30 protein-coding genes are annotated in these 23,302 nt (G+C 62.5%); 20 read left to right on the top strand and 10 right to left on the bottom strand.

Annotated elements, in window-relative coordinates; genetic code table 11:
- Window positions 1-206 precede the first annotated feature (206 nt).
- Window positions 207-986, top strand: a complete 780-nt coding sequence (locus P1U55_RS02800) for a hypothetical protein (RefSeq protein WP_301045972.1) — start codon at window positions 207-209, stop codon at window positions 984-986.
- Between the two features lie 352 nt (window positions 987-1,338).
- Here the strand turns inward: P1U55_RS02800 and P1U55_RS02795 are convergent, their stop codons facing one another.
- The 5 genes from P1U55_RS02795 to P1U55_RS02775 form a co-directional block, all read right to left on the bottom strand.
- Window positions 1,339-2,472 (bottom strand): carboxylate-amine ligase, encoded by a 1,134-nt coding sequence (locus tag P1U55_RS02795; protein ID WP_301045971.1) that lies wholly within the window; start codon window positions 2,470-2,472, stop codon window positions 1,339-1,341.
- An 84-nt stretch (window positions 2,473-2,556) separates the two neighbouring features.
- Window positions 2,557-2,853 carry a hypothetical protein gene (locus P1U55_RS02790; RefSeq protein WP_301045970.1) on the bottom strand — a complete coding sequence of 99 codons (297 nt, stop codon included), beginning with the start codon at window positions 2,851-2,853 and terminating at the stop codon, window positions 2,557-2,559.
- 567 nt (window positions 2,854-3,420) lie between these two features.
- Window positions 3,421-3,906 (bottom strand): hypothetical protein, encoded by a 486-nt coding sequence (locus tag P1U55_RS02785; protein ID WP_301045969.1) that lies wholly within the window; start codon window positions 3,904-3,906, stop codon window positions 3,421-3,423.
- A gap of 49 nt (window positions 3,907-3,955) precedes the next feature.
- Entirely contained in the window at window positions 3,956-4,372 is a 417-nt protein-coding gene (locus P1U55_RS02780) for a hypothetical protein (protein WP_301045968.1), read from the bottom strand.
- Between the two features lie 140 nt (window positions 4,373-4,512).
- Window positions 4,513-6,012, bottom strand: a complete 1,500-nt coding sequence (locus tag P1U55_RS02775; RefSeq protein WP_301045967.1) for a CoA-acylating methylmalonate-semialdehyde dehydrogenase — start codon at window positions 6,010-6,012, stop codon at window positions 4,513-4,515.
- Window positions 6,013-6,131: 119 nt separating this feature from the next.
- On the opposite strand from P1U55_RS02775, the gene P1U55_RS02770 reads away from it, so the two are divergent.
- The 4 genes from P1U55_RS02770 to P1U55_RS02755 all read left to right on the top strand — a co-directional run bounded on the left by P1U55_RS02770 (window position 6,132) and on the right by P1U55_RS02755 (window position 8,384).
- Window positions 6,132-7,034, top strand: a complete 903-nt coding sequence (locus P1U55_RS02770; RefSeq protein ID WP_301045966.1) for a LysR family transcriptional regulator — start codon at window positions 6,132-6,134, stop codon at window positions 7,032-7,034.
- Window positions 7,035-7,142: 108 nt separating this feature from the next.
- Window positions 7,143-7,580 carry a CBS domain-containing protein gene (locus P1U55_RS02765; protein WP_301045965.1) on the top strand — a complete coding sequence of 146 codons (438 nt, stop codon included), beginning with the start codon at window positions 7,143-7,145 and terminating at the stop codon, window positions 7,578-7,580.
- 142 nt (window positions 7,581-7,722) lie between these two features.
- Entirely contained in the window at window positions 7,723-8,214 is a 492-nt protein-coding gene (coaD, locus tag P1U55_RS02760; RefSeq protein WP_301045964.1) for a pantetheine-phosphate adenylyltransferase, read from the top strand.
- Window positions 8,215-8,258: 44 nt separating this feature from the next.
- Window positions 8,259-8,384: a hypothetical protein gene (locus P1U55_RS02755; protein WP_301045963.1), complete on the top strand. Its 126-nt coding sequence runs from the start codon at window positions 8,259-8,261 to the stop codon at window positions 8,382-8,384.
- Window positions 8,385-8,602: 218 nt separating this feature from the next.
- On the opposite strand, the gene P1U55_RS02750 is transcribed toward P1U55_RS02755, so the two are convergent.
- Window positions 8,603-8,761 carry a DUF1127 domain-containing protein gene (locus tag P1U55_RS02750; protein WP_301045962.1) on the bottom strand — a complete coding sequence of 53 codons (159 nt, stop codon included), beginning with the start codon at window positions 8,759-8,761 and terminating at the stop codon, window positions 8,603-8,605.
- 188 nt (window positions 8,762-8,949) lie between these two features.
- A complete protein-coding gene (gene gap / locus P1U55_RS02745; RefSeq protein WP_301045961.1) occupies window positions 8,950-9,951 on the bottom strand; it encodes a type I glyceraldehyde-3-phosphate dehydrogenase in 1,002 nt (333 codons plus the stop codon).
- Window positions 9,952-10,256: 305 nt separating this feature from the next.
- On the opposite strand from gap (P1U55_RS02745), the gene P1U55_RS02740 reads away from it, so the two are divergent.
- Window positions 10,257-10,715: a hypothetical protein gene (locus P1U55_RS02740; protein ID WP_301045960.1), complete on the top strand. Its 459-nt coding sequence runs from the start codon at window positions 10,257-10,259 to the stop codon at window positions 10,713-10,715.
- 90 nt (window positions 10,716-10,805) lie between these two features.
- On the opposite strand, the gene P1U55_RS02735 is transcribed toward P1U55_RS02740, so the two are convergent.
- Window positions 10,806-10,949 (bottom strand): glyceraldehyde-3-phosphate dehydrogenase, encoded by a 144-nt coding sequence (locus P1U55_RS02735; protein WP_301045959.1) that lies wholly within the window; start codon window positions 10,947-10,949, stop codon window positions 10,806-10,808.
- 125 nt (window positions 10,950-11,074) lie between these two features.
- Window positions 11,075-12,073: a type I glyceraldehyde-3-phosphate dehydrogenase gene (gene gap, locus P1U55_RS02730; RefSeq protein ID WP_301045958.1), complete on the bottom strand. Its 999-nt coding sequence runs from the start codon at window positions 12,071-12,073 to the stop codon at window positions 11,075-11,077.
- A gap of 202 nt (window positions 12,074-12,275) precedes the next feature.
- Between gap (P1U55_RS02730) and P1U55_RS02725 the strand changes: the two genes are divergently transcribed.
- Both P1U55_RS02725 and P1U55_RS02720 read left to right on the top strand, forming a co-directional pair.
- The gene (locus P1U55_RS02725; protein WP_301045957.1) at window positions 12,276-13,238 is read left to right on the top strand and encodes a DUF808 domain-containing protein; all 963 of its coding nucleotides are present in this window, start codon (window positions 12,276-12,278) and stop codon (window positions 13,236-13,238) included.
- A 37-nt stretch (window positions 13,239-13,275) separates the two neighbouring features.
- Window positions 13,276-13,641, top strand: coding sequence for a DoxX family membrane protein (locus P1U55_RS02720; RefSeq protein WP_301045956.1), 366 nt, complete (start codon window positions 13,276-13,278; stop codon window positions 13,639-13,641).
- A gap of 68 nt (window positions 13,642-13,709) precedes the next feature.
- Here the strand turns inward: P1U55_RS02720 and tkt are convergent, their stop codons facing one another.
- Window positions 13,710-15,725: a transketolase gene (gene tkt / locus P1U55_RS02715; RefSeq protein WP_301045955.1), complete on the bottom strand. Its 2,016-nt coding sequence runs from the start codon at window positions 15,723-15,725 to the stop codon at window positions 13,710-13,712.
- Between the two features lie 253 nt (window positions 15,726-15,978).
- On the opposite strand from tkt, the gene P1U55_RS02710 reads away from it, so the two are divergent.
- The 12 genes from P1U55_RS02710 to P1U55_RS02655 all read left to right on the top strand — a co-directional run bounded on the left by P1U55_RS02710 (window position 15,979) and on the right by P1U55_RS02655 (window position 22,782).
- Window positions 15,979-16,341, top strand: coding sequence for a hypothetical protein (locus tag P1U55_RS02710; RefSeq protein WP_301045954.1), 363 nt, complete (start codon window positions 15,979-15,981; stop codon window positions 16,339-16,341).
- Window positions 16,334-16,726: a cell division protein ZapA gene (locus P1U55_RS02705; RefSeq protein WP_301045953.1), complete on the top strand. Its 393-nt coding sequence runs from the start codon at window positions 16,334-16,336 to the stop codon at window positions 16,724-16,726. Before P1U55_RS02710 ends, P1U55_RS02705 begins: the two co-directional genes overlap by 8 nt.
- A gap of 131 nt (window positions 16,727-16,857) precedes the next feature.
- A complete protein-coding gene (locus P1U55_RS02700; RefSeq protein ID WP_301045952.1) occupies window positions 16,858-17,469 on the top strand; it encodes a holin-associated N-acetylmuramidase in 612 nt (203 codons plus the stop codon).
- Window positions 17,460-18,011, top strand: coding sequence for a holin family protein (locus P1U55_RS02695; RefSeq protein ID WP_301045951.1), 552 nt, complete (start codon window positions 17,460-17,462; stop codon window positions 18,009-18,011). The genes P1U55_RS02700 and P1U55_RS02695 overlap by 10 nt, the downstream gene beginning before the upstream one ends.
- Window positions 18,008-18,202, top strand: coding sequence for a hypothetical protein (locus P1U55_RS02690; protein ID WP_301045950.1), 195 nt, complete (start codon window positions 18,008-18,010; stop codon window positions 18,200-18,202). The genes P1U55_RS02695 and P1U55_RS02690 overlap by 4 nt, the downstream gene beginning before the upstream one ends.
- A complete protein-coding gene (locus P1U55_RS02685) occupies window positions 18,199-18,324 on the top strand; it encodes a hypothetical protein (protein WP_301045949.1) in 126 nt (41 codons plus the stop codon). The genes P1U55_RS02690 and P1U55_RS02685 overlap by 4 nt, the downstream gene beginning before the upstream one ends.
- Entirely contained in the window at window positions 18,321-18,743 is a 423-nt protein-coding gene (locus P1U55_RS02680) for a hypothetical protein (protein ID WP_301045948.1), read from the top strand. The genes P1U55_RS02685 and P1U55_RS02680 overlap by 4 nt, the downstream gene beginning before the upstream one ends.
- Window positions 18,744-18,874: 131 nt before the next feature.
- Window positions 18,875-20,848 carry a heme lyase CcmF/NrfE family subunit gene (locus tag P1U55_RS02675; protein ID WP_301045947.1) on the top strand — a complete coding sequence of 658 codons (1,974 nt, stop codon included), beginning with the start codon at window positions 18,875-18,877 and terminating at the stop codon, window positions 20,846-20,848.
- On the top strand, window positions 20,845-21,306 hold the full coding sequence (locus tag P1U55_RS02670; RefSeq protein ID WP_301045946.1) for a cytochrome c-type biogenesis protein: 462 nt from the start codon (window positions 20,845-20,847) through the stop codon (window positions 21,304-21,306). The genes P1U55_RS02675 and P1U55_RS02670 overlap by 4 nt, the downstream gene beginning before the upstream one ends.
- 73 nt (window positions 21,307-21,379) lie before the next feature.
- On the top strand, window positions 21,380-22,156 hold the full coding sequence (locus P1U55_RS02665) for an enoyl-CoA hydratase-related protein (protein ID WP_301045945.1): 777 nt from the start codon (window positions 21,380-21,382) through the stop codon (window positions 22,154-22,156).
- 96 nt (window positions 22,157-22,252) lie between these two features.
- A complete protein-coding gene (locus P1U55_RS02660; RefSeq protein WP_301045944.1) occupies window positions 22,253-22,375 on the top strand; it encodes a hypothetical protein in 123 nt (40 codons plus the stop codon).
- 11 nt (window positions 22,376-22,386) lie between these two features.
- Window positions 22,387-22,782, top strand: a complete 396-nt coding sequence (locus tag P1U55_RS02655; protein WP_301045943.1) for a hypothetical protein — start codon at window positions 22,387-22,389, stop codon at window positions 22,780-22,782.
- The last annotated feature ends 520 nt before the right edge of the window (window positions 22,783-23,302 follow it).

The following is a 23,302-nucleotide window of genomic DNA, read 5'->3' as shown; positions in this document are numbered from 1 at the left end:
ATGGGGGGAGTTTGGCCGGGCAGGGGGCTATGCGGGAGGTGGGGCCGCGCGGTGGTGAGGATTGGAAGGACGGGTTAGGGGTGGAGGTCTCCTACGAGCCCAATCTTACGCCATCAACAGGCCTACTTACTAAAATTCAGGGTGGACGGAATGCTGTAAGTGCAAATAATATTTCTCTGTACAGTCCGAAGGTTTAGGAGCGGTTGATGGAAGTGATCTCAGGGTTTCCCGCCGGCGTTTCCGAAAAGATTGGAAACTACGTCTATCGTTTGATTGATCCAAGAAATGGCGAAACGTTTTATGTTGGAAAAGGTAAGGGGAATCGTGTCTTTGCACACGCAGCAGCAAGACATGAGAAACTGATTGACGACAACGACGATTCAATCTCATTGAAATTTTCCCGTATTGCCGAGATTAAGAACGCGGGTCTTGAGGTGTCTTACGTCATTCATCGCCATGACATTCCAGATGCCGCAATACTTGAAGTAGAGGCTTCTCTGATTGACGCATTTCCCGGCCTAACAAATGTTCAAGGTGGTTACGGTAGCGGAGCAAAAGGCCCAATGAATGTCATTGAAATAATCGACAAATATGCCCTTCCAGAGATCGATGTTGAACCTGAAGAGAAGCTAGTCCTTATCAACATCAATCGTTTGGAAGATAGGTCGGATGTGTGTGCCATATATCAACAAACACGACTGGCTTGGCGAATTTCCAAGAGCAGGGCTGATGCCGCTGACTATATTTTGGCGGTTGTCAAAGGCGTTGTTGTCGGTGCCTTTGTCGCGAATGAATGGCTGGATGCAACACATGCCAACTTTCCTGATCGTGTGCCTATGGGCGGCGAAAGTCCTGATCGAAAAGGATTCAACGGCACTCCTGCACCGAAAAATGCTTGGGAAAAATTCGTCGGTGACCGAGGCAAGCGGATATCGATTGAAGGAATGAAACATATTCAAAACCCAGTACGCTATTGGAACATTTAGAGCGGGAAAATTTTGCGCAAAGCCTAGCATAGTTGTAATTTATTCTGAAATTTATTGAAGGTCTGATCCGTCCGCTGACCGGACTTCCAGCAGGCCAAGTCAGAGTGATAGCCGCCACTTCCATCCCGACCGGAATCAAGCCGAAGGCGCCGGTCGAGCGCCTGCCCGTTCCGGCGGGCTGGCGCTGGTTGGACGATAGCGCTTCGAAGGGGCGGAAGATGATCTTGCGACCATAAAGGGCTTTTGAACTGACGTTGGAGCGCCACCCCACGGGCAGGCGCGCGACCGCCTTGTGTGGGGGATTGGGTGGGGGGCGGCTTACTTAATCGTCACGGTAATCTCCGCAGCCCCCTCAAAGCCCCTCATGAAACTCGTCTATCAGATGCTCGACCACCGAGCGCATGGCGGCGTTGTGGCTTGCGCCGGACTCGCGGTTGCCGGTGTAGACGGCGCGTTGGCGGTCGGCGGAGGTGCCTTGGGTGGCGATCTCGCTCAGGCGTTCGAGTTCGGCGGTGGAGCCGAGGGCGTGGGCGTCTTTTTCGAGCAGGGCGATCAGTTCGTTCACGAGGTCTGGCATGGGGGTGATCTGGTGGGCGCCAAAGTCGATCAGCCCTTCGTTGACGCCGTATCGCTGGGCGCGCCAGCGGTTTTCGGCGATCAGGAAGCGCCCGTAGTGCCGCCAGCGCAGGTTACGCACCCGCATCCGCCAGAGCATCCGCAAGAGGGCCTGGTTGGCGGCGGCGATGGAGAGCGTGTCTTCGATCCGGGGGGTTACGTCGCAGATGCGGGTTTCGAGGGTGGGGAAGCGGTGAGAGGGGCGCAGATCCCACCAGATCTTGGTGCTGTCTTCGATGACGCCGAGATCGACCAGTGCATCTACCGTGCGCTCATATTCGGCGAAGCTTTCAAAGGTGGGCGGCAGGCCGGTGCGCGGCAGGTTATCGAACACCGACAACCGGTAGGAGGAGAGGCCGGTATCCTGCCCCTGCCAGAAGGGCGAGGAGGCCGAGAGCGCCAGGAGATGCGGCAGGAAGTAGCTGAGTTGCGGGAGCAGGTCTGCGCGCAGGTCGTCGTTATCAATCCCGACGTGGACGTGCATCCCGCAGATCAGCATCCGGCGGACCACGCCGCCGAGGTCATCGCGCAGGGTGTTGTAGCGGGCGCGATCGGTGTGGTGCTGGTCTTTCCAATCGGCGAAGGGGTGGCAGGCGGTGGCGATGGGGGCGAGGTTATAGCGCGCCGCGCAGCGGGAGACGGCAGAGCGCAGGCGCTTCAGGTCATCACGCGCCTCGGCGATGGTGGCGCATTTGCGGGTGCCGATTTCGATCTGGCATTGCAGAAATTCGGGGCTGACCTGATCGGCCAGCTCGGTGGTGCAATCTTCCATCAGCTCGGGGGGAGCGGTGGCCAGTTCGAGGCTGTCGCGGTCAACGAGGAGGTATTCTTCCTCGATGCCCAGCGAGAAGCTTGGTTGTGTGACGGCCATTTTGATCCCCCTTGCGCGAAGGGCACGGCGCCCCGGCACATGGTGCACCGGGGCGAAGAGGGAGGGAAGGGAAATTGGGCGGCGTCAGTCGGCAATCACCGTCAGGTCGACATCGGGGTTGGTGATCAGGAGGCTGTTATTACTGAGCGTCACGCGCTGCGCATCTTCGTAGCGGGTGATGCCGAAGGGGCCATTGGCAGTGAGGTCATAGACCTTGGTGTCTTCGACTTGCGGCTGGTTGAAGGTGGTTACGCTGGTGTCACCGGGCAGGTGGCAGGCGCTATCGGCGAGGATGGTGCCTTGCGGGCAGGCGGTTTGCGCCGCGAGGGGGGCGGCGGTGAGGGTGAGGGCAAGGGCGGCTTTGGCGAGGGCGCGGGGCATGGGATGTCCTTTCGGTTATTGGGAGAACGCAGGCAGGGGCGGTTGGTTCCGGGGGGCGGGCGGTTTGGGGCTGGCGTGAGGAGGGGGCTTTGGGGCGCTGTTTGGATCACTTTCCGCGCCGGACGGCCAGTGAGGAGGGTATTGGCGCTGATCTTGCCGTTGAGAGCGCAAGGGCGATGTAGGGTGATGGCGAGATCAGAAGGATGGTGGGTGGGTTTGTGTGATGAGGGGGACGGCTGAGACGGCTTTTTGTGCTGTTTTGGAGGACGGTTTGGGGGGCGACTGGACGCAACCCAAGACGGTCGCGCGCCTGCCCGTGGGATGGCGCCCCAACGTCCTTTCGGAAGCCCTTTATGGTTACAAGGTCATCTTCCGTTCATTCGGGGCGCTGGTGGCAAGGTAGCGCCAGCCCGCCGGACGGGCAGGCGCTCGACCGGCGCCTGCGGCTTGATTCCGGTCGGGGTGTGTGTGCCCGAACCTTTATAATCTGCGGCAGAAAGGCCCGGTCCGCTCAACCGAAGGACGGTCCACCCAAGGCCAATCCAAGCCGGGCATGCGGTTGAGTGCTTAGAGGTTGGGGAGGGGCTTTGGGGGGTGGTTTTCGCGGGTGTGCCCGTGGTCGTGCCCTTGGTCGTCATCGTGATTATGGGCGTGGGGGGCGATGGGGCGGGCGGACTCGGTGGTTTCGGTGAGGGGGATCAGCAGGCGGGCGCCGGTCGCTTCGGGGGGCGCGAGGCGGTGGCGGCGGGGGCCGGTTCCGGCGCGGGTGATCTCGATGAAGAGCGGCAGGTTCTCGGCCTCGGGGAGCGCCTTGAGGCAGGAGGCAAGCTCGCTGGCGAGGGTCGAGGCGCGCAGGATCGGGCCGGGGCCGGGGGCGAGGCTGAGCAGGGTTTCTTTCCAGCTTTCGGGGGCCGCGCCGGGGCGGGCTGCACGGCTTTCGGTGATGCGCAGCTCATGCAGGGTGAGGCGGGCGATCTCGCCTTCGGGCGTGGTCACACAAAGGAGGGCATCACCCGCTTCGCGCAGGCGGTTCAGAAAATAGCGCGGTGTCATGGGCAAAGACTGCCCGATGCGGCGGGCTTTGGGAAGGGCGCACCGGGGGTCAGACCGCGCCCTGGATGAGGGCGGAGAAGCTGGTTTCTGAAAGACCGAGGACGGAGAGTGTGCCTGCTTCGGTATCTTGCACCAGGGCGACGATGGCATCGAGGTTTTCCCAGCTGCGCATGGCGAGATGGGCCACCTCGCGGGCCACGCCGCCGGGGGCGTAGTAGACGATGATGGTTTCGGGGCCTTGCAGGAAGGCTTCGGCCTTTTTGGCCTGAAGGGCGAGCAGCCCGGCAAAATCACGCTCGTACCCGGTGATGCGCGACAGGTCGACAAGCTGCTTTTGTCCGGGGCGAAAGCCGGGATCGGCCATGTAGCTGGCAAAGAGCGCCCCGCTTTCGGCGACATCCATGGGGCCATCGTAGCGAACATAGACGATGCCGAGATCGGCGAGGATCTGGTAGGTGACGGGCATTGCGCGTTTTTTCTGCTGTTGTTTCCTGCGCGGACCATTCTTTACCAATAGGTCAAGGGAAGTCCAGCGGGGAACGGCGCGCGCAAAGGGCGACCCGATGGGCCGCCCTTTGAAAGTGGTGCAGATTGGCGAGGGGCCAATCAGTCCATTTGCTTGAAGGCAAACTCGCCGCCGTCCTTGATGCCGGAGAACCAGCGGGAGGTGACGGTTTTGGTGCGGGTATAGAAGCGGAACGCATCGGGGCCGAACTGGTTGAGATCGCCAAAGCCCGAGGCCTTCCAGCCGCCGAAAGTGTGGTAGCTGAGCGGCACCGGGATGGGGAAGTTGATCCCGACCATGCCGACATTCACCCGGTGGGCATAATCGCGGGCCACGTCGCCATCGGCGGTGTAGATCGCGGTGCCGTTGCCATAGGGGTTGTCCATCACCAGTTGCAGGGCTTCATCATAGCTGTCGGCACGCACCTGGCACAGCACCGGGCCGAAGATCTCTTCGCGGTAGATCTCCATATCCGGGGTCACGTTGTCAAACAGCGACGGGCCAACGAAATAGCCCTCTTCGTAGCCTTGCAGCGAGAAGTCGCGGCCATCAACCACCAGCTCTGCGCCCTCATTGACGCCGGAGTTGACCAGCCCGAGGATGCGCTCCTTGGCGGCTGCGGTGATAACGGGCCCGTAATCGACATCATTCTCAGAGGTATAGGGGCCAACCTTGAGCGCCTCGACACGGGGGACCAGCTTTTCGATCAGCGCATCGGCGGTGTCCTTGCCCACTGGCACGGCAACCGAGATCGCCATGCAGCGTTCGCCTGCCGCGCCAAAGCCTGCGCCAACCAGCGCGTCAGCGGCCTTGTCCATATCGGCATCGGGCATGATGACCATGTGGTTCTTGGCGCCGCCAAAGCACTGGGCGCGTTTGCCGTTGGCGGTGGCGCGGCTGTAAATGTAATGGGCGATCGGGGTGGAGCCAACAAAGGCGACGGCCTGGATGGTGTCATTGTCGAGAAGCGCGTCAACCGCCTCCTTGTCACCGTTCACCACTTGCAGCACGCCATCGGGCAGGCCGGCTTCCTGCATCAGCTCGGCCAGCATCATGGCGGTGGTGGGCACGCGCTCGGAGGGCTTCAGGATCATCGCGTTGCCGCAGGCCAGAGCGCCGGCCATTTTCCACAGCGGGATCATGGCGGGGAAGTTGAACGGGGTGATCCCGGCGACAACGCCAAGCGGCTGGCGCATGGAATGCAGGTCGATCCCCGGGCCGCCATCATCGGTGAAATCCCCTTTGAGCAGGTGGGGCGCACCCATGCAGAACTCAACCACCTCAAGGCCGCGCTGCACATCGCCGCGTGCATCGGGGAGGGTTTTGCCGTGTTCGCGGGCAACCGCCTCGGCCAGCGCATCCATGTTCTCGTTGATCAGCGCGCCGAATTTCATCATCACGCGGGCGCGGCGCTGCGGGTTGGTGGCCCCCCATGCCTTTTGCGCCTCGGCGGCTTTGGCAACCGCGTCGTTGACCTCGGCGGTGGTGGCGAGGGCAACCTTGCCCTGCACTTCGCCGGTGGCGGGGTTCATCACATCGGCGGTGCGCCCTGACGTGCCTGCGGTGCGGGTGCCGTTGATGAAGTGGCCGATCTCTTCCATGGGGTTTTCCTCCGGGGGTTTGAATTGCGGCGACCTTACTCTTGCATTAATCGAGGTAAAAGCGGCAGCTTGGCAAAAGCGCTTTGCAATAATGCAAGACGGTTCAGAGGAGAGAGAGCATGGCGGCAGCACCGGCCTGGGACGACATGAAGATTTTTCTGGCGGTGGCAAGGGAGGGGAGCCTCTCGGGCGGGGGGGCGGTGCTGAAGATGGACCCGGCCACCGTGGGGCGCCGCGTGGCGCGGCTGGAGGCAGCGCTGGGCTCGAAGTTGTTTTTGAAATCGCCACAGGGCTACGCGATGAGCGAGGCGGGCGAGCGGATGGTGCCCCATGCCGAAGAGTTGGAGCAGGCGATGCTGGCGGCCGAGGATGCGGTGCGCGGGCAGGAGGACCGGCTTGGCGGCACCATCAGGGTGGGGGCGCCGGACGGCTGCGCCAACTTCCTGTTGCCGCAGGTGGTGGCCCGCATTTGCGAGGCGCATCCTGACCTGGAGGTGCAGGTGGTTTCGCTGCCACGGGTGTTCAACCTCAACCGGCGCGAGGCCGATATGGCGGTGGCGGTGTCGCGGCCCACGGCGGCGCGGCTGACGGTGCAGAAGATTGCGGATTACCACCTTTATCTTGCGGCCTCGCGCAGCCACCTCAGGCACCAGCCGGTCAGCGGGCTGGAGGATTTGAAGGGGCGGCGGCTGGTGGGATATGTGCCTGACATGATCTTTGACAAGGAGTTGGACTACCTTAGCGAATTGGGGCTGGAGCGGGTGCAACTGGCGTCAAACTCGGCGTCGGTGCAGTTCCAGTGGGTTCGGCAGGGGGCGGGGCTTGGCGTGGTGCATGGTTTTGCCCTGGGCGCGGACCCGAGGGTTGAGCGGGTTTTGGCCGAGGACTGGAGCCTCAAGCGCACCTTTTGGCTGGTGCGCCATGGCGATGATCGGCGGGTGCGGCGGCATTCGCGCTTTGCGGAATTGCTGTGTGAGGGCTTGCGCGGCGAGATCGAGCGGCTGGAGGGGGCGGCGGCCTGAGCCATGGGCGACCCTTGGCCAATGTCGCCGCAAGGGGATGCAGACTTGACAGGTGTCGCGCGCGGCGCAACGCTGGGGAGGCGGGGCTGAAACGCGAAGGAGACACTCATGCTGGTGCAGCAGATCCTGAAGGAAAAAGGCGATGGCGGAGCCGTGGAAACGGTGAAGCCGGGCAGTTCGGTGGCGGATGCGGCAAAGCTGTTGTCGGAAAAGCGGATTGGTTCGGTCGTGGTTTCGCCGGATGGCGTTGCGCTGGAAGGCATCCTCTCGGAGCGGGACATCGTGCGCGAGCTGGGCCGTCGTGGGCCATCGTGCATGAGCGACAAGGTGGAGGAGTTGATGACGAGGAAGCTCATCACCTGCACCACCTCGGAGACGGCGCTGGGCGTTCTTGAGATCATGACGCAGGGGCGCTTTCGCCACCTGCCGGTGGTGGAAGACGGCAAGATGATCGGGCTGGTTTCGATTGGTGATGTGGTCAAGGCGCGGCTGAGCGAATTGTCGATGGAGAAGAATGCGCTGGAAGGGATGATCATGGGGCACTAGCCCCGCGACTGGTGCTTCATCGCCGATATTCTCAATAAAGGCGCAATATTATTGCGCAAAGGGCGGATTTTGGCTTGCCCCTCGTTGATGCTGTGTGTTTCTTGTGCCCACCCAAAGCCAGCATATTTACGGGAGGACTTTTATGCGCATTGGCCTTTATCCGGGCACTTTTGACCCGATAACTCTTGGACATACCGACATTATCCTACGCGCCTGCGCTCTGGTTGACCGGCTTGTGATTGGCGTTGCGATCAATGCCGACAAGGGACCGCTGTTTACCCTGGAAGAGCGGGTGGAGATGCTGCAAGAGCAATGCGGTGAGATGGCCGAGAAAACCGGCTGCGAGATCGTGGTGCACCCGTTTGAGAACCTTCTGATCGACTGTGCCCATGATGTGGGTGCCGGTGTGATCATTCGTGGGCTGCGGGCTGTGGCTGACTTTGAGTATGAATATCAGATGGTTGGCATGAACCGCCAACTTGATGACAGTGTCGAAACCGTGTTTTTGATGGCCTCGGCCGAGCGGCAGGCGATTGCCTCCAAGCTGGTGAAAGAAATCGCGCGGCTGGGCGGAGATGTTTCGAAATTTGTGCCCAAGCGGGTGCGGACGCGGCTGCTGGAGCGCATTGGCTAGGCAAGTGTGAACTGGGGTCAAGACGAAGGCGCTGGCGAGTTTTGATGCATTTGCCTGATGCCGTGGAGCGGTGGGTTTTGCCGCCCGCCGCCCACACCTCCCTGCTGGATTTGCCGGGCGTTGCGGCGCGGCAGGATCGCTTTAACGGGGCGGTGCAGAGCGGCCCGTAGAGCGGGCTATTACCTAAAGCGTCACGCCTTTAACCTGAGACATCAGATAAAGGCGAGGCGCGCGCAACAGTCCTGCCTCGCACTGCGCTCCGCCAAAAGCTGTGAGTCAGGTTTTTGGCGGAACGCTTTAAATGTGCGCCTGACGGCGCGTTTCTTTTTATGACGCCGGTGGTGGATGTGAGCCAGTCAGGCGGGCCTACCCATGTTTGCGAAGCGAATTAGCCGTAAACCGCGCGATAGGCGGTTTGTGCGGCGTCTTCCGGGTAAAGGCCCAGATCAAGCGCGGTTTCACGCGACATGCTCGCCAGTTCACGGCGGGTTTGCTCGTAGCGGTTATGTTTCTCCATAGCGGAGCGGAGTTTGGTAAAGACGGTCATCGGTGCTGTCCTTTCGTGCAATCGGTTGGTGTCTTTCGAGGGCACAGATAGTCATGCTGCGGTGCAGCACAACGTCTGCTTTCGCCGCCCCTCTATGCGCTGGATGCATGGCGAGAAAGGGCGAGCCATGAAAAAGGGCCGCAGCGGAGTGCTGCGGCCCTTTGGTCAGGTGGCGGTGGCGGGGATGCCTAGAGGAACTTGCCCATTGCCACGGCGGTATCGCTCATCCGGTTGGAGAAGCCCCATTCGTTGTCATACCAGGTGAGGATGCGGGCCATGGTGCCCTCCATGACCTTGGTTTGATCCAGCGCGAAGGTGGAGCTGTGCGGATCGTGGTTGAAGTCGATCGACACGTTGGGCAGGGCGGTGACGCCGAGGATGCCTTTGAGCGGGCCAGCGGCGGCGGCTTTCATGGCCTCGTTGATCTCTTCCACCGAGGTGCTGCGCGAGGCCTCAAAGGTGAGGTCCACGACCGAGACATTGGGCGTGGGCACGCGGATGGCGACGCCATCGAGCTTGCCGTTCAGCTCCGGCAGCACCAGGCCCACGGCCTTGGCGGCCCCGGTTGAGGTGGGGATCATCGACATGGCCGCGGCGCGGGCGCGGTAGAGATCCTTGTGCATGGTGTCCAGCGTGGGCTGGTCGCCGGTGTAGCTGTGGATCGTGGTCATGAAGCCTTTGGTGATGCCGATGGTATCGTTCAGCACCTTGGCCACCGGCGCGAGGCAGTTGGTGGTGCAGGAGGCGTTGGAGACGACAATCGCGTCCTTGGTGAGGCTGTCGTGGTTAACGCCATAAACGATGGTGGCATCGGCGTTTTTGCCCGGAGCCGAGATGAGCACGCGGGAGGAGCCGTTTTCCAGATGGGCCTGGCAGGCCTCCCGGGAGGTGAAGATGCCGGTGCATTCCATCACGATGTCAACATCTGACCAAGGCAGATCAGCCGGGTTGCGCATAGCGGTAACCTTGATCGGGCCGCGGCCCACATCAATGGTGTCTTCGGTGGTGGTGACCTCTGCGGGGAAGCGGCCATGGACGCTGTCAAAGCGCAGCAGGTGGGCGTTGGTTTCGACCGGGCCAAGATCATTGATCGCGATGACTTCGAGATCGGTGCGGCCGCTTTCGATGATGGCGCGAAGCACGTTACGGCCGATACGGCCAAATCCGTTGATGGCAACTTTGACGGCCATGGGACCCTCCTTGTTGAACTTGGTGAATATGTTATCGCTAACAAAGCAATTCAGCAGCCTCTGTCAAGCGAAGCATGGCATGGGAGAGAGGTTATTTGAACCCGGCATCGGCCCTTTTTTTCAAAGGCGGGAGGGGGTGGTGGGAGCGGTTGTGAGAGAAAATCTTTGAAATGGTTGGGAACGAAAATCACCGGCGCGCCGTTGTGTAGGCAATGACGGTGCAGGGAGCAGGCCAATGAGGGCCGCCCGCCGCACCCTCCGGCAGCAAAGATTCGCCGGGTATGAAGAAAAAGGAGTTCTAACCTATGAAACGCATTATGATGACTGTTGCTGCAATCGCCCTGACCGCTGGTTCTGCCGTCGCCATGAACGCCGACGAGTTGCGCGAGAGCGTTGCCCTCCAGATCAACCAATACGCCCCTGAAGTGGCCGTGGAAACGCTGACCGAAGATCAGGTCAAGCAGGTTTACATGGTGCTGAACGACAGCAGCGGCTCGCCAGCTGACAAGACCAACGCCATTGGTGAGATCATTGAAGGCACCAACGCCGAGTTCTATGCCGATCTGGTCGACGGTTCGATCGACACCTCGGTGGAAGTGGCCACCATGCGTGAACGTCTGCAAGCAAAGCTGAACATCCGTGGCTTTGAGCATGACGTGGCAACACTGTCGGACGATGAAGTTGTTGAGCTCATCACCGTGATGAACGCCAGCTCTTCGCCGAGCGAAGTTGACACTGCCGTGCGCGGAGCCTTCGACTCGTAAGGCCAGCCTTGAAGCTAACAGGAGGGTCGCCCGGTGGGCGGCCCTTTTGTTTTGGGGCACAGGCTGGTTTCTGGTGATCGTCCGGCGGGCCTATCGCCAGAAGGCCAGCCATTCGGTCAGTTGGGCAAAGCGCTTGAGGGCGATCATGGTGCCGGAGCCATCATTCAGTACGCCGTCGCCGACCAGCAGGGCGATGAATAGAATGAAGAGCACAATGGCGAGGCGGTTGGTCATGGCTCATTCAATAGCTGTGCGGCGCGGGGTTGCCTAGAGCGGGGGCGGATCATTTCCGCCTGGGTGTGGCCGTTTGCCGGTGCCGCCAAGGGCGGGGGCGCACAGGGCACCGCCCGCCGGAGAGCTTATTGGAGGCGGCCCATGTGGCCGGCAACATCCGCCATGCGGGCGGAAAAGCCCCATTCGTTGTCATACCATGCCAGCACGCGAACGGTGCGGCCAACCACTTTGGTCTGGTCCGGTGCAAAGATCGAGCTTTGGACGGTGTGGTTGAAATCAACTGAAACCTTGGCCTCGGGATCGTAAGACATGACCATGCCCATGTGCCCGGCGCAGGCTTCGGCGACCACTTCGTTCACATCCGCAACCGTCACATCCCGGCCTGCCTCGAAGGTGAGGTCAACCGCCGAGACATTGGGGGTCGGCACACGCATCGCGGTGCCGTCGAGCTTGCCAGCGAGTTCGGGCAACACCTCACCCAGGGCCTTGGCGGCGCCGGTGGAGGTGGGGATCATCGCCATGGCGGCGGCGCGGGCGCGGTAGAGATCGTTGTGGCGGCGGTCGAGCGTGGGTTGATCGCCGGTATAGCTGTGAATCGTTGTCATGATGCCGCGTTCGATGCCGATTGCATCGTTCAGCACCTTGGCCAGCGGGGCGAGGCCGTTGGTGGTGCAGGACCCGTTGGAAACCATGCGCTCTTCGGCGGTGAGGGCGCGGTGGTTGACGCCGTAAACAACCGTGCGGTCCACATTGGTGGCGGGGGCTGAGATGAGCACCTTGCCTGCGCCGCGCTCAAGGTGGATCGCGGATTTTACCCCATCGTTGAACTTGCCGGTGCATTCGAGCACCACGTCGCAGCCGCCCCAATCAAGGGTTTCGGGCGCGTAGGACGACATCACCTCGATCGGGCCACAGCCCAGATCAATGGCGCGGTCTTTCACGGTGACCTCACCGGGGAAGCGCCCGTGGACGGAATCGTAACGCAGCAGGTGGGCGTGGGTCTCGATATCGCCGGGGGCGTTGATCTTGACGACAGACACATCATTGCGCGCGCTTTCGGCGATCTGGGCCAATGTGCAACGTCCGATGCGTCCAAAGCCGTTGATCCCGATGGTGACGGTCATGATATGCTGCTTCCCTTGATGCCTGTTGGCGCGGAATTACCACACCATTGCACATTGTCGAAACCCCGCTAAATCAGACTGTTAGCGAAAACATCCGTCTGTTAGCGCAAGCAGGCGCATCTGGTGGCGCTATCAAGGGGGCGGGGTTGCCTTGCGGCGACGAATCCCTACCTTCTGGCGTCAGTTGGTGGAAAGGAACGGCATGAGTGGATTATTAGCCCTGTTGGATGATGTGGCCGCGATTGCCAAGATCGCAGCAGCCTCGGTGGATGATATCGCAGGCCAGGCGGCGAAGGCGGGGGCCAAGGCGGCGGGCGCGTTGATTGACGATGCGGCGGTGACGCCGAAGTACTTGCAGGGGTTCAGCGCGGAGCGCGAGTTGTCGATTGTCTGGCGCATCGCGCGGGGTTCGATCTTCAACAAGCTGGTGATCTTGTTGCCGGTGGCGCTGCTTCTCTCCAGCTTTGCGCCCTGGCTGATTACGCCGCTTTTGATGCTGGGTGGTGCTTACCTTTGTTTTGAGGGGGCCGAGAAGATCTGGCATGTGCTGCACAAGGGCGGCCACCACGCGGCGGGCGAGGCGGTGGGCGATCCCTTGCATCTGGAAGAGTCCAAGGTGAAGGGCGCGATCAAGACAGATTTCATCCTGTCGGCAGAGATCATGACAATCATCCTTGCCGCCCTGCCAACTGACAACACGATCTGGTTTCAGGCCGGGGCGCTGGCCTTTGCTGCGCTGGGGGTTACGCTGCTGGTTTATGGCTCGGTCGGGCTGATCGTGAAGGCCGATGACGTGGGCCTGCATATGGCCGAGCGGGGCCGTTTGGGGCTGACGCAAGCCTTGGGCCGCAGGATTGTGAAGGCGATGCCGGGTTTCCTGAAGCTCTTGATGATCATCGGCACGGCGGCGATGCTGTGGGTTGGCGGGCAGATCATCATCCACGGGTTGGCGGCCCTTGGCTGGCATGACCCTGAACACTGGGTCGAACTGGCCGCCGAGGCGGCAGCGCATCTGGTGCCCGAGGCGGCGGCGGCTTCGGTGATCTGGGCGGTGAGCGCGGCGATTGCGGGGGTGTTTGGCCTGCTGCTGGGCTTCGTGCTGATCGCGCTGATGAGCGGCATCATCACCCCGCTTTGGACAGCGGTGCGGGGCAAGCCCGCGTGAGCTGGCCTTGTGGCCCCGGTTCTGCGGAGCATGGGCGGTGATCTGGCAAAACGTGGCGCTCTTGGTGGCGCGGGGGCTGATTGCGGCGCTGTTCCTTGGTGGCGCGGTGCAAAAGACCGACCCGACCCCGGTGATCGAGCTATTGGCCGCCAAGGGCTTGCCCGGCTGGCTGGTGTGGCCTGCGCTGGCCTTCAACGCCGCCGCCGCCGTGGCGCTGCTGGCGGGGGTGTGGGTGACGCCGGTGGCTTTGGCGCTGGCGCTTTATTGTGGTGTCACCAGCATCTTTCACTTCATCCCAAGTGATCCGTGGCAGATGACGATTTTCGTGAAGAATTGGGCGATTGCCGGGGGCTGCCTTGCGCTGGCGGTTGCCGGGCCGGGGCGGTTTGCGCTGAGGAGCTGAAAGGCTGACATGAAAAAGGCGCGCCGGGGGTCCGACGCGCCTTTTTTGTAGGGTTCGATTGTAGCGGATCAGAGCAGGCTTTTGACCTTCTCTGCCACGGCCTCGGCGGTGATGCCGAAGTGCTCATAAAGCTCGCCTGCCGGGGCGGAGGCTCCAAAGCTCGACATGCCGATAAAGCCGGCCTTGGCCTCGCGGCCACGCTCACCGAGCAGCCATTGGTCCCATCCCTGGCGCACACCCGCTTCAACGGCCACGCGGACCGCGCCTGCGGGCAGTACGCGCTTGCGGTATTTTTCGTCCTGCGCCGCGAAAAGATCCATCGACGGCATGGAGACGACGCGGGTGCCGATGCCCTCGGCCTCAAGCAGGGCCTTGGCCTCCATCGCGATGGCGACCTCGGAGCCGGTGGCCAGGAGGATCGCCTGACGCTTGCCCTCGGCATCGGCCAGAACGTAAGCGCCCTGGGCGGTGAGGTTCTTGACCTTGTGCTCGGTGCGCACGGTCGGCAGCCCCTGACGCGACAGGCACAGCACCGAAGGCGCGCTGGTGGTGGAGAGCGCCAGCTCCCAGGCCTCGGCGGTTTCCACCGCGTCGGCGGGGCGGAACACATGGGTGTTGGGGGTGGCGCGCAACATCGCAAGGTGCTCAACCGGCTGGTGGGTTGGGCCATCTTCGCCAAGGCCGATGCTGTCGTGGGTCATCACGTAGACCGGGGCGATCTTCATCAGGGCGGAAAGGCGCATCGCCGGGCGGGCATAATCGGTGAAGCACATGAAGGTGCCACCGTAGGGTTTGACCCCGCCGTGCAGCGCCATGCCGTTCATCGCGGCGGCCATGCCATGCTCACGGATGCCGTAATAGATGTAGCGGCCTGCACGGTCCTCGGCGGAAAACACCCCCAGATCGCCGGTTTTGGTGTTGTTCGAGCCGGTCAGGTCAGCCGAGCCGCCGATGGTTTCGCCCATCACCGGGTTGATGACCTCAAGCGCCATTTCCGAAGCCTTGCGGGTGGCAACCTTGGGCGCTTCATCGCTGATCTGCTTTTTCAGGGCGCGGATCACGGCAGAGAGCTTTTTGGGCACCGCGCCGGATTGCTGGCGCTCCCACTCTTCGCGCTTGCGGTCTGACAGGGCGGCGAGGCGGGTTTCCCAATCCTTGCGGTCCTGTGCACCGCGCGCGCCAATCGCCTCCCAGGCCTCCTTGAGCGGGGCGGGGATGGTGAAATCGGGGTGGTTCCAGCCGTAGGCTTCCTTGGTGGCGGCCTTCTGGTCGGCGTCGGTGAGGGCGCCGTGGCCTTTGGAAGTGTCCTGCGCGGCGTGGCCCAGGGCGATATGGGTTTTGCAGGCGATCATGGTGGGCTTGTCGGAGGCTTTTGCCTTGGTCAGCGCCTCATCAATCGCCACCGGATCATGCCCGTCAATTTGCAGCACGTTCCAGCCGGAGGCGGCGAAGCGGGCGCATTGATCGGTGCTGTCGGAGAGCGAAACCTTGCCGTCGATGGTGATGCCGTTGTTGTCCCACATCACCACGAGGTGCGAGAGCTTGAGGTGGCCCGCCAGCGCGATGGCCTCCTGGCTCACGCCCTCCATCAGGCAGCCGTCACCGGCCATGACGTAGGTCATGTGATCCACCACGCGTTTGCCCCAGGCGGCGCGCTGCGCCTCCTCGGCAATGGCAAAGCCCACGGAATTGGAGATGCCCTGGCCGAGCGGGCCTGTGGTGGTTTCGATGGCGTCGGCAAGGAAGTTCTCGGGGTGGCCTGCGGTGCGGGCCCCAAGCTGGCGGAAGTTCTTGATCTGATCGAGCGTGATCTGCGCATCGCCGGTGAGATAGAGCAGCGAATAGACCAGCATGGAGCCGTGGCCCGCCGAGAGGATGAAGCGATCGCGGTCCGGCCAGTTGGGCGCGGAGGCATCGAACTTCAGGTGCTTTTCAAACAGCACGGTGGCCACATCGGCCATGCCCATCGGCGCACCGGAGTGCCCGGAATTTGCGGCGGCGACCGCATCCAACGTGAGCGTGCGGATGCAGGCTGCTTTCATCCAGTGATCGGGATGGTCTTTGCGGAGCGCGTCGATATCCAAGGAATTTCCCCTTATCAGTTCCGTCATCGTTGGCCCCGAGGCACCGGGGAGCGCGAAAATCCCAGCCCTGATAGCAGCCCTAGGGCCAAGTTCAAGGCAGGACGGTAAGTGCATGAAAAGAAAGGGGAGGCAAAATGCGGGTCGCGTGGTTAAACTGGGTGACGCAGGGGTGCGGTGTCGATTCGGGGCCGGGCCCTGCGTGACAGGTGAGGCAATAAGATGAGCGGCGATCCACGCCGCGGGGACGTGCAGAATGAATGATGTGACAGGGCTGGAGCGCAGGCTGACAGCGGCGATGGACCGGATCGGGCGCGCCGTGGCCTCTTATGATACGGCCGCCGCGCCAAGTGCCGAGGAAGAACAGGCCCGCGCCGCACTGGAGGCGCAGGTGGTGCAACTCAAGCAGGCGCTGGAGGCCGAGCAAACGGTCAACGTGCAGCTGCGCGAGCGGGTGGACGCGATGAAGGCGCTGAAAGAGCGCCAGCAGGAGCGGATATCCGAACTTGAAGAAGAGGCAGAACGGCTGAAGAGCCTGCGGGCCAATGATCGTGAAGAACTGGACGCGGTGATTGCCGCGCTGGAGCCGTTGGTTGGGGAGGGCGCATCGCATGGCTGAAGTTGAAATCACCATCGGCGGGCGGAGCTTTTCGGTTGCCTGCCAGGAGGGCGAAGAGCACTACCTGCAATCGGCGGCCAAGCTATTGGACCGCGAGGCCAGCACGCTGGTGGGCCAGATCGGGCGGTTGCCCGAGGCGCGGATGCTGCTGATGGCCGGGCTGATGCTGGCGGACCGCACCGCCGCCTTTGAGGAAAAGGCCAATGCGGCAGAGGAAAAGCTGGCCGCGCAGGAGAAGCTGATCGAGGAGATGCGCACCATGCCGCGCCCTGCGCCGCAGCGCGTGGAAGTGCCTGTCATCCCGCCGCAGATCACCGAAACGCTGGCCGAACTGGCCGCCCGCGCCGAGGCTCTGGCCGCGCAGGCGGAAGAAAAGGCTGGTTGAAGGTCGCCCGATAAGGGTTTGAAGCAAAGGTGAAATGCCGCAGTTTGCGACGGGCGTTCGCGCGGCTTCATAAATCTTAAAGCAAATCAGAGAGCTTTTGAGGTGGTTCGAGGAAACACCCGGAGGCTCTCATGCTTTCTGTCGAAGAAATTGCCCGTGACATCGTCACCCGCGAAGGCGGCTACGTTAATGACCCAGATGATCCCGGTGGGGCCACCAAACATGGTGTAACCTACCGCACGCTGCGCCGCCTTGGGGTGGATGTGGACGGCGATGGACGCTCTACCCTGCGTGATCTGAAGCGGCTGAGCGCGGCACAGGCGCAGCGGATATTTGTGGAACATTACTTTCGCCGCCCCGGCATTGCGGCCCTGCCGCAGGTGCTGCAAGCCAGCGTGTTTGACATGTATGTCAATGCGGGCGGGCAGGCGGTGAAAATCCTGCAACGGCTGCTCACACGCATGGGCCACCCGGCGGCGGTGGATGGGGCGATTGGCCCGCAAACCATTGCGGCGGCGCGGGAGGCCTTTGATGAGGCCCCGGCGCATTTGGCGGATGCCTATGGCATTGCGCGGCGCAACTACTACTACGCCCTGGCCGATAGCCGCCCGGCGAGCCGCAAATATGCCCGCCGGCGCGATGGCGGCAAGGGCGGCTGGATCACGCGGGCCGAGGAATTCATCTCTCCGAAATACCATTTGACCGAGGCGGAGCACCGGGCGCGGGTGGCAAAATGGGGCTGATCCAGGGGCTGTTTACCTCGCTCTTTGGCGGCGGGCGCAATGTTGTGGCGGAAACCGTGGAGGTGTTTCGCGAAAACGCCGAAGCGGGCGCGGCCCGCTCGGCGGACTATCAGGCGCGGGCGCTGGAGCAGTTTGCCGCCGAGTTCATGGTGGAGCGCAAGGGCTGGTTTGATCGCTTCATGGATGGGTTGAACCGGGTGCCGCGCCCGGCGCTGGCGCTTGGCACTATTGGCCTTTTCGTTTCGGCGCTGGTGCATCCGATGTGGTTTGCCGCACGGATGCAGGGGATCGCGCTGGTGCCACAGCCGCTGTGGTGGCTGATGGGCGCGATCGTGAGCTTTTACTTTGGGGCGCGCCATCAGGTGAAAGGACAGGATTTTCAACGATCTATCGCCGCTTCGGCAGCGCTGGTGCCGCAGGTTCAGGCCAATATGGCGGCGTTGAAGGCGCTTGAGGCGGGCGCGGGCCGCCCGCCGGAGTTGGAGGCGGATCTTTCGCCCAACCCGGCGCTTCAGGACTGGTCGGAGGACCGCGGCCGATGATCCCCGACAGCGTTTGGGTGAGCATCATCACCGAGCACGGGCCGTGGGTGCTGCTGGTCTTTTTCCTGCTCTTCAAGGACCACAAAAAGGATGAAACGACCCGCGCCGCGCTGCATCGCAACACCGAGATCATCATCGAGTTGACGACACTCATCCGTGAGCGCCTGCCCGGCCGGGGGGCGAAGGAATGAGCCGGTTGGAGCGGGTGATCCGGCGGGTGCTGCTGGGGCGCGAGATGGAGCGCGAGAGTGATCGTAACCGCGATGCGGCGCATCGGCTGGATATGGCATTGAAAGAGGTTTTACAGAAATGAAACAGGCGCTTGTGATCTTTTCTTCATGCGTTGGATTAATGGCTGTTCTGGCGGGCGCGGCGGGGCTTTCACTGGCGCAGGACATGGTGCGCGCGGCGCTTACGGTGCTTGGCGCGGGCGTGTCGGCCACGTTTTTGTGGCTTTGGTCAGAAAAGGCGACGCCGCTGGCGCTGGCGATGACCTTCTCCTGGGCCGGGGCTACGGCACTGGTGGGCAGCTGGCTCGCGGCTGATCTGGCGGGTGGCCCGGTGATGCCGGCCCACCCAACGGCGCTGGGGGCGCTGGCGCTTTACCTCACCGGCACGCTTTTGCACCTGCAAGCGATCCGCCAAGCCTTTGGGCTGGGCGATGTAGCGCTGCTTTCGGTGCTGGGGGGCGCGGTGGCGGCGGCGGCGCTGGCGCTGGCGGTTTTGGGGTGAGGTTTGGGCGTGGGGTGCGGTGGGTTTCACCCATCCTGCGAGGGTGGAATGGGGGCGGCGCGGATCACAAGCCTGCGACGGGTGAGCGCAGGGGGATTTTCGGCGGCGTCGCAAGGGGGTAGAAGCGATGAATGATAGCAGAGCTCGGACATTTCGCCCTCATCCTCGCTGCCCTTGTGGCGGTTGTGCAAACCGTGGTGCCGCTGATCGGGGCGGGCAAACGATGGCCGGGCTGGATGGCGGTGGCCGAACCTGCCGCTTTGCTGCAATTTCTCTTGGTTGGCCTGTCTTTTGCGGCGCTGACCTATAGCTTTATCGTTTCGGATTTCTCGCTTCGGCTGGTGACGCTGAACTCGCACACGCTGAAACCCATGCTCTACAAGATCAGCGGTGTGTGGGGGAATCACGAAGGCTCGATGCTGCTGTGGGTTTTGATCCTTGCGGCCTTTGGCGCGGCGGCGGCGGCCTTTGGGCAGCGCCTGACGGACACGTTCCGCGCCCGAGTGCTGGCGGTGCAAGCCTCGGTCGGGGTGGCGTTTTACGGCTTTATCCTGCTCACCTCGAACCCGTGTTTGCGCCTTGGACGGCCCCCGCTGGATGGGCAGGACCTGAACCCGCTGTTGCAGGATCCGGGCCTCGCCTTTCATCCGCCGTTTTTGTACCTTGGTTATGTGGGCCTTTCGATGGCCTTTTCCTTTGCCGTTGCCGCGTTGATTGAAGGCAAGGTGGATGCCGCATGGGCGCGCTGGGTGCGCCCCTGGACGCTGGCGGCCTGGGTGTTTTTGACCATCGGCATCGCGCTTGGCTCCTGGTGGGCCTATTACGAGCTTGGCTGGGGCGGTTTCTGGTTTTGGGACCCGGTCGAGAATGCCTCTTTCATGCCATGGCTCTTTGCCGCCGCGCTGCTGCACTCGGCCATTGTGGTTGAGAAGCGGGAGGCGCTGAAGGCCTGGACGATCCTTTTGGCGATCACCGCCTTTGGCTTTTCGCTGATCGGCACGTTCATTGTGCGCTCGGGGGTTATCACCTCGGTGCATGCCTTTGCGAATGACCCGGAGAGGGGCGTTTATATCCTTGGTATCCTTGTGTTTTTCGTTGGTGGCGCCTTTGTGTTGTATGCGCTGCGGGCGGGCACGATGGAGGCCAAGGGGGTTTTTGCGCTGGCGAGCCGCGAAACCGGGCTGGTGTTGAACAACGTGCTGCTCTCGGTTGCCTCGATCCTTGTGTTCGTGGGCACCATCTGGCCGCTGGTGGCCGAGCTGGCGCTGGGGCGCAAGCTATCGGTGCAGGCGCCGTTCTTTGACACGGCCTTCACGCCCTTCATGGTGGCGCTGGCGGTGATCTTGCCGGTGGGCGCGATGCTGCCGTGGAAGCGGGCCAAGCTGGGGCGGGTGATCAAGCAGTTGATCCCGGCGGCGCTGGTGGCGCTCGCCGCTTTGGTGCTGGTTTGGGCGGTGCAAACGGGCCGCTCGGCGCTGGCGCCGGTGGGCGTGGGGCTGGCGGTGTGGATCATCGCGGGCGGCTTGACCGACCTGTTCAGCCGCACCGGACGGGGCAGCTTTGGCAACCGGATTGCCCGGCTTTTCCGCCTGACACGGGCCGATTGGGGCAAGTTTACCGCACATTCCGGCCTTGGGATCACGATTCTTGGGGTGGCGGCGATCACCGCCTGGCAGAGCGAGGATATTCGCGTGGCCAATGTGGGCGAGCCGTTTGAGGTGGCCGGGCTGACGCTGACACTGGGCGAGGTGGTGCGCGAGCAGGGGCCGAACTACATGAGCACGACGGCCCCGGTGACGGTTGAGAAGGATGGCGCGCTGATCACCATGCTCCACCCGGAAAAGCGGGTGTATCCGGTGCAGGCGATGCCAACCACGGAGGCCGCCATTCACAACGGGCTGTGGCGTGATATCTACGTGGTGATCGGCGATGCGCAACAGGGCGGGGGCTGGGCGATGCGGACCTATATCAAACCTTTCGCAAGCTGGATCTGGGCCGGGTGCGCGCTGATGGCGCTTGGCGGGCTGCTTTCACTCACCGACCGGCGCTTTCGGGTGGCGGCGGGGGCGCGCAAGGTGCGCCGGGCCGAGGTGCCCGCAGAATGAGGCGGGCGTTGTGGCTCATCGCGGCGCTCTTCGCCCTGGCGTTGCCGGCGCTGGCGCTCGACCCGTCGGAAATGCTGGACGATCCGGCGCTGGAGGCGCGGGCGCGCCAGCTTGACCATGAGCTGCGCTGCGTGAAGTGCCAGGCAGAGGCTATTTCATCGTCGAACGCGGATTGGTCACGCGATGCCCGTGCGAAGGTGCGTGAGTTGATCGCCGAGGGAAAGACCAACGACGAGGTGAAGGCCTATTTCCTTGCGCGCTACGGTGAGTTTGTTCTGATGAACCCGCCCGTAAAGGGGTGGAACTGGGTGCTTTGGCTCGCCGGTCCGGTGCTTTTGCTGCTGGGTTTGCTGGTTGCATTGGTGGCGCAGCGGCGGCGCAGCACGAAGGCGCAAGGCCCCGATGGGCTGGCGCCTGACGAAGAGGCGCGGCTTGCGGAGCTTCTTGGCGAGAAGTGACGCCGGGTTTTGGCTTTTGTGAGCCAGAGAGTTCCTTATGCTGCCCCCTGACATTGCTTAGGGAGAGCCGCGCATGACCTACGGTCGCATTACATATGAGATGAAGGACGGCGTGGCCGTTATCACCCTGTCTTACCCGGAAAAGATGAACAGCCTCGATGCGCAGATGCGGGCCGAGTTGCTCCATGCGATCAAGGCGGCAGAGGCAGAGGCGCGGGTGCTGGTGATGACCGGGCAGGGGCGGGCCTTTTGCGCGGGGCAGGACCTTGTTGAGGGGCAGTCGATTGAAGACAGCGATATGGAACGCACGCTGATCGACGAATATGAACCGATGCTGAAGGCGATTTACGGCTGTGCCATCCCAACGTTTTCGGCGGTGAACGGTGCGGCGGCGGGGGCGGGGGCCAACCTTGCGCTGGCGGCGGATGTGGTGATTGCCACCGAGAGCGCCACGTTCATCCAGGCCTTTGCCCGCATTGGCCTTATGCCCGACGCGGGCGGAACGTGGTGGCTGCCCAAGCAGGTGAGCTTTGCGCGCGCGATGGGGGCGGCGCTGTTTGCGGACTCCATCACAGCGCGGCAGGCAGAAGCCTGGGGGATGATCTGGGAAACGGTGGCGGATGATGGATTTGAGGCGCATTGGCGCGGACGTGCGGCGCATCTGGCCAAGGGGCCTACGCTGGCCTACCGCCAGATGAAGCAGGCGATCCGGGCGTCTTATGAGAACACGCTTGAAGAGCAGCTTGCGGTGGAAGCCGCAGGGCAGGGCGTGTGCGGCAGCAGCACGGATTTCCACGAAGGGGTGACGGCCTTTCTGGAAAAGCGCGCGCCGCGGTTTGAAGGGCGCTAACCATAGGGCGAGTGGTTGGGCCTGAATTTGGCTGGAGGTTGGGTGGCGCGGGCGCTCGGGTGGCTTTATTCCCGACCAAAAGCATTGGAGCCTGCAATGGATGCGCAAACCCTTGATGCCACCTTCGGGGTTGGCTTTTCGCTGGTAAAGAGCTTTGATTTCAACTTCCGCCTGAACGCGCCGTCCCATCCCGGCACCGCTGTAGATGCAGATGTGTAGATGCAGATGTGATGGAGCAATTCTACCGGGTGGATGCCACCTGGGATGCACAAACCGGCCGCCTGCGGTTTGTGCTTGATCCGCAGGGCGATGGGCTGTGGAGTCCCTACCTTGGCAATGGCGCCGGGGCGGGGGGCGGCACAACGGCCAAGGGCTGGGGCACCTCCTCCTGTGCGCTTGATAACACGGTGGAGTGGGTGGCGACGGGGCGCATTTCGGGGTGCCATATCGGGTTTTTTGACGGCGCAGGCGGCACGCGGATTGCCCATTTGATCACCCCCGGTGACGGCTACACGGCGGCGAGCGTAGAGGGGCAGATTGACGCCATTGAGCAGGCGACAGGCTCGACGCTGGTGCATCGTGAGCAGCCTTGGAGTGTGGAACGTCGCACACCTTTGACTCGATAAACCGGATTTTCTGAATCAGATCAGAAGGGCGCGTCATGCAATATTGACCCAAACGTCAAGCAATTCTTACCCAGACCGGACCTACAACGCAGGAAGCGCGGAGGTCAGGTGAGCGGACATTGCCGTCATTGCCCGATCTCCGTTGAATGGCGGGTTTGTGGTCAGCGCGGTCGCGGGAGCCTGCGCATTGTGGGGCTGCGCGGTGTTGGCGGGGTAGATTGAGGCGCTTGGCCGCGCCAATCACCCGAAGGTTGAACTCCCGACAAAACAAGGTCATCTTCCAGCCATTGGTTAACCGCGTTTCGCCGCCATTATAAGCGGCATCAGTTTGGTATCGGGGCGATTTGGGAATGGACGGAATTTATACCCAGGACAATAACCTGGGTCGGGTGGAGACGGTTCTGGGCAAGGATCATCTTCTACTGGTGGCGTTCAGCGGCACCGACAAGGTCAATGATCTGTTCAACTACAAGCTGCGCGTTCTGGCCCGCGAGGGGCTGGAGTATGATGCGCTTCTGGG

The organism is Vannielia sp., assembly GCF_029212645.1.
Taxonomy (GTDB): domain Bacteria; phylum Pseudomonadota; class Alphaproteobacteria; order Rhodobacterales; family Rhodobacteraceae; genus Vannielia.
The sequence above is the reverse complement of the archived record's forward strand: the minus strand, read 5'-3'. Positions and strand labels throughout refer to the sequence as shown.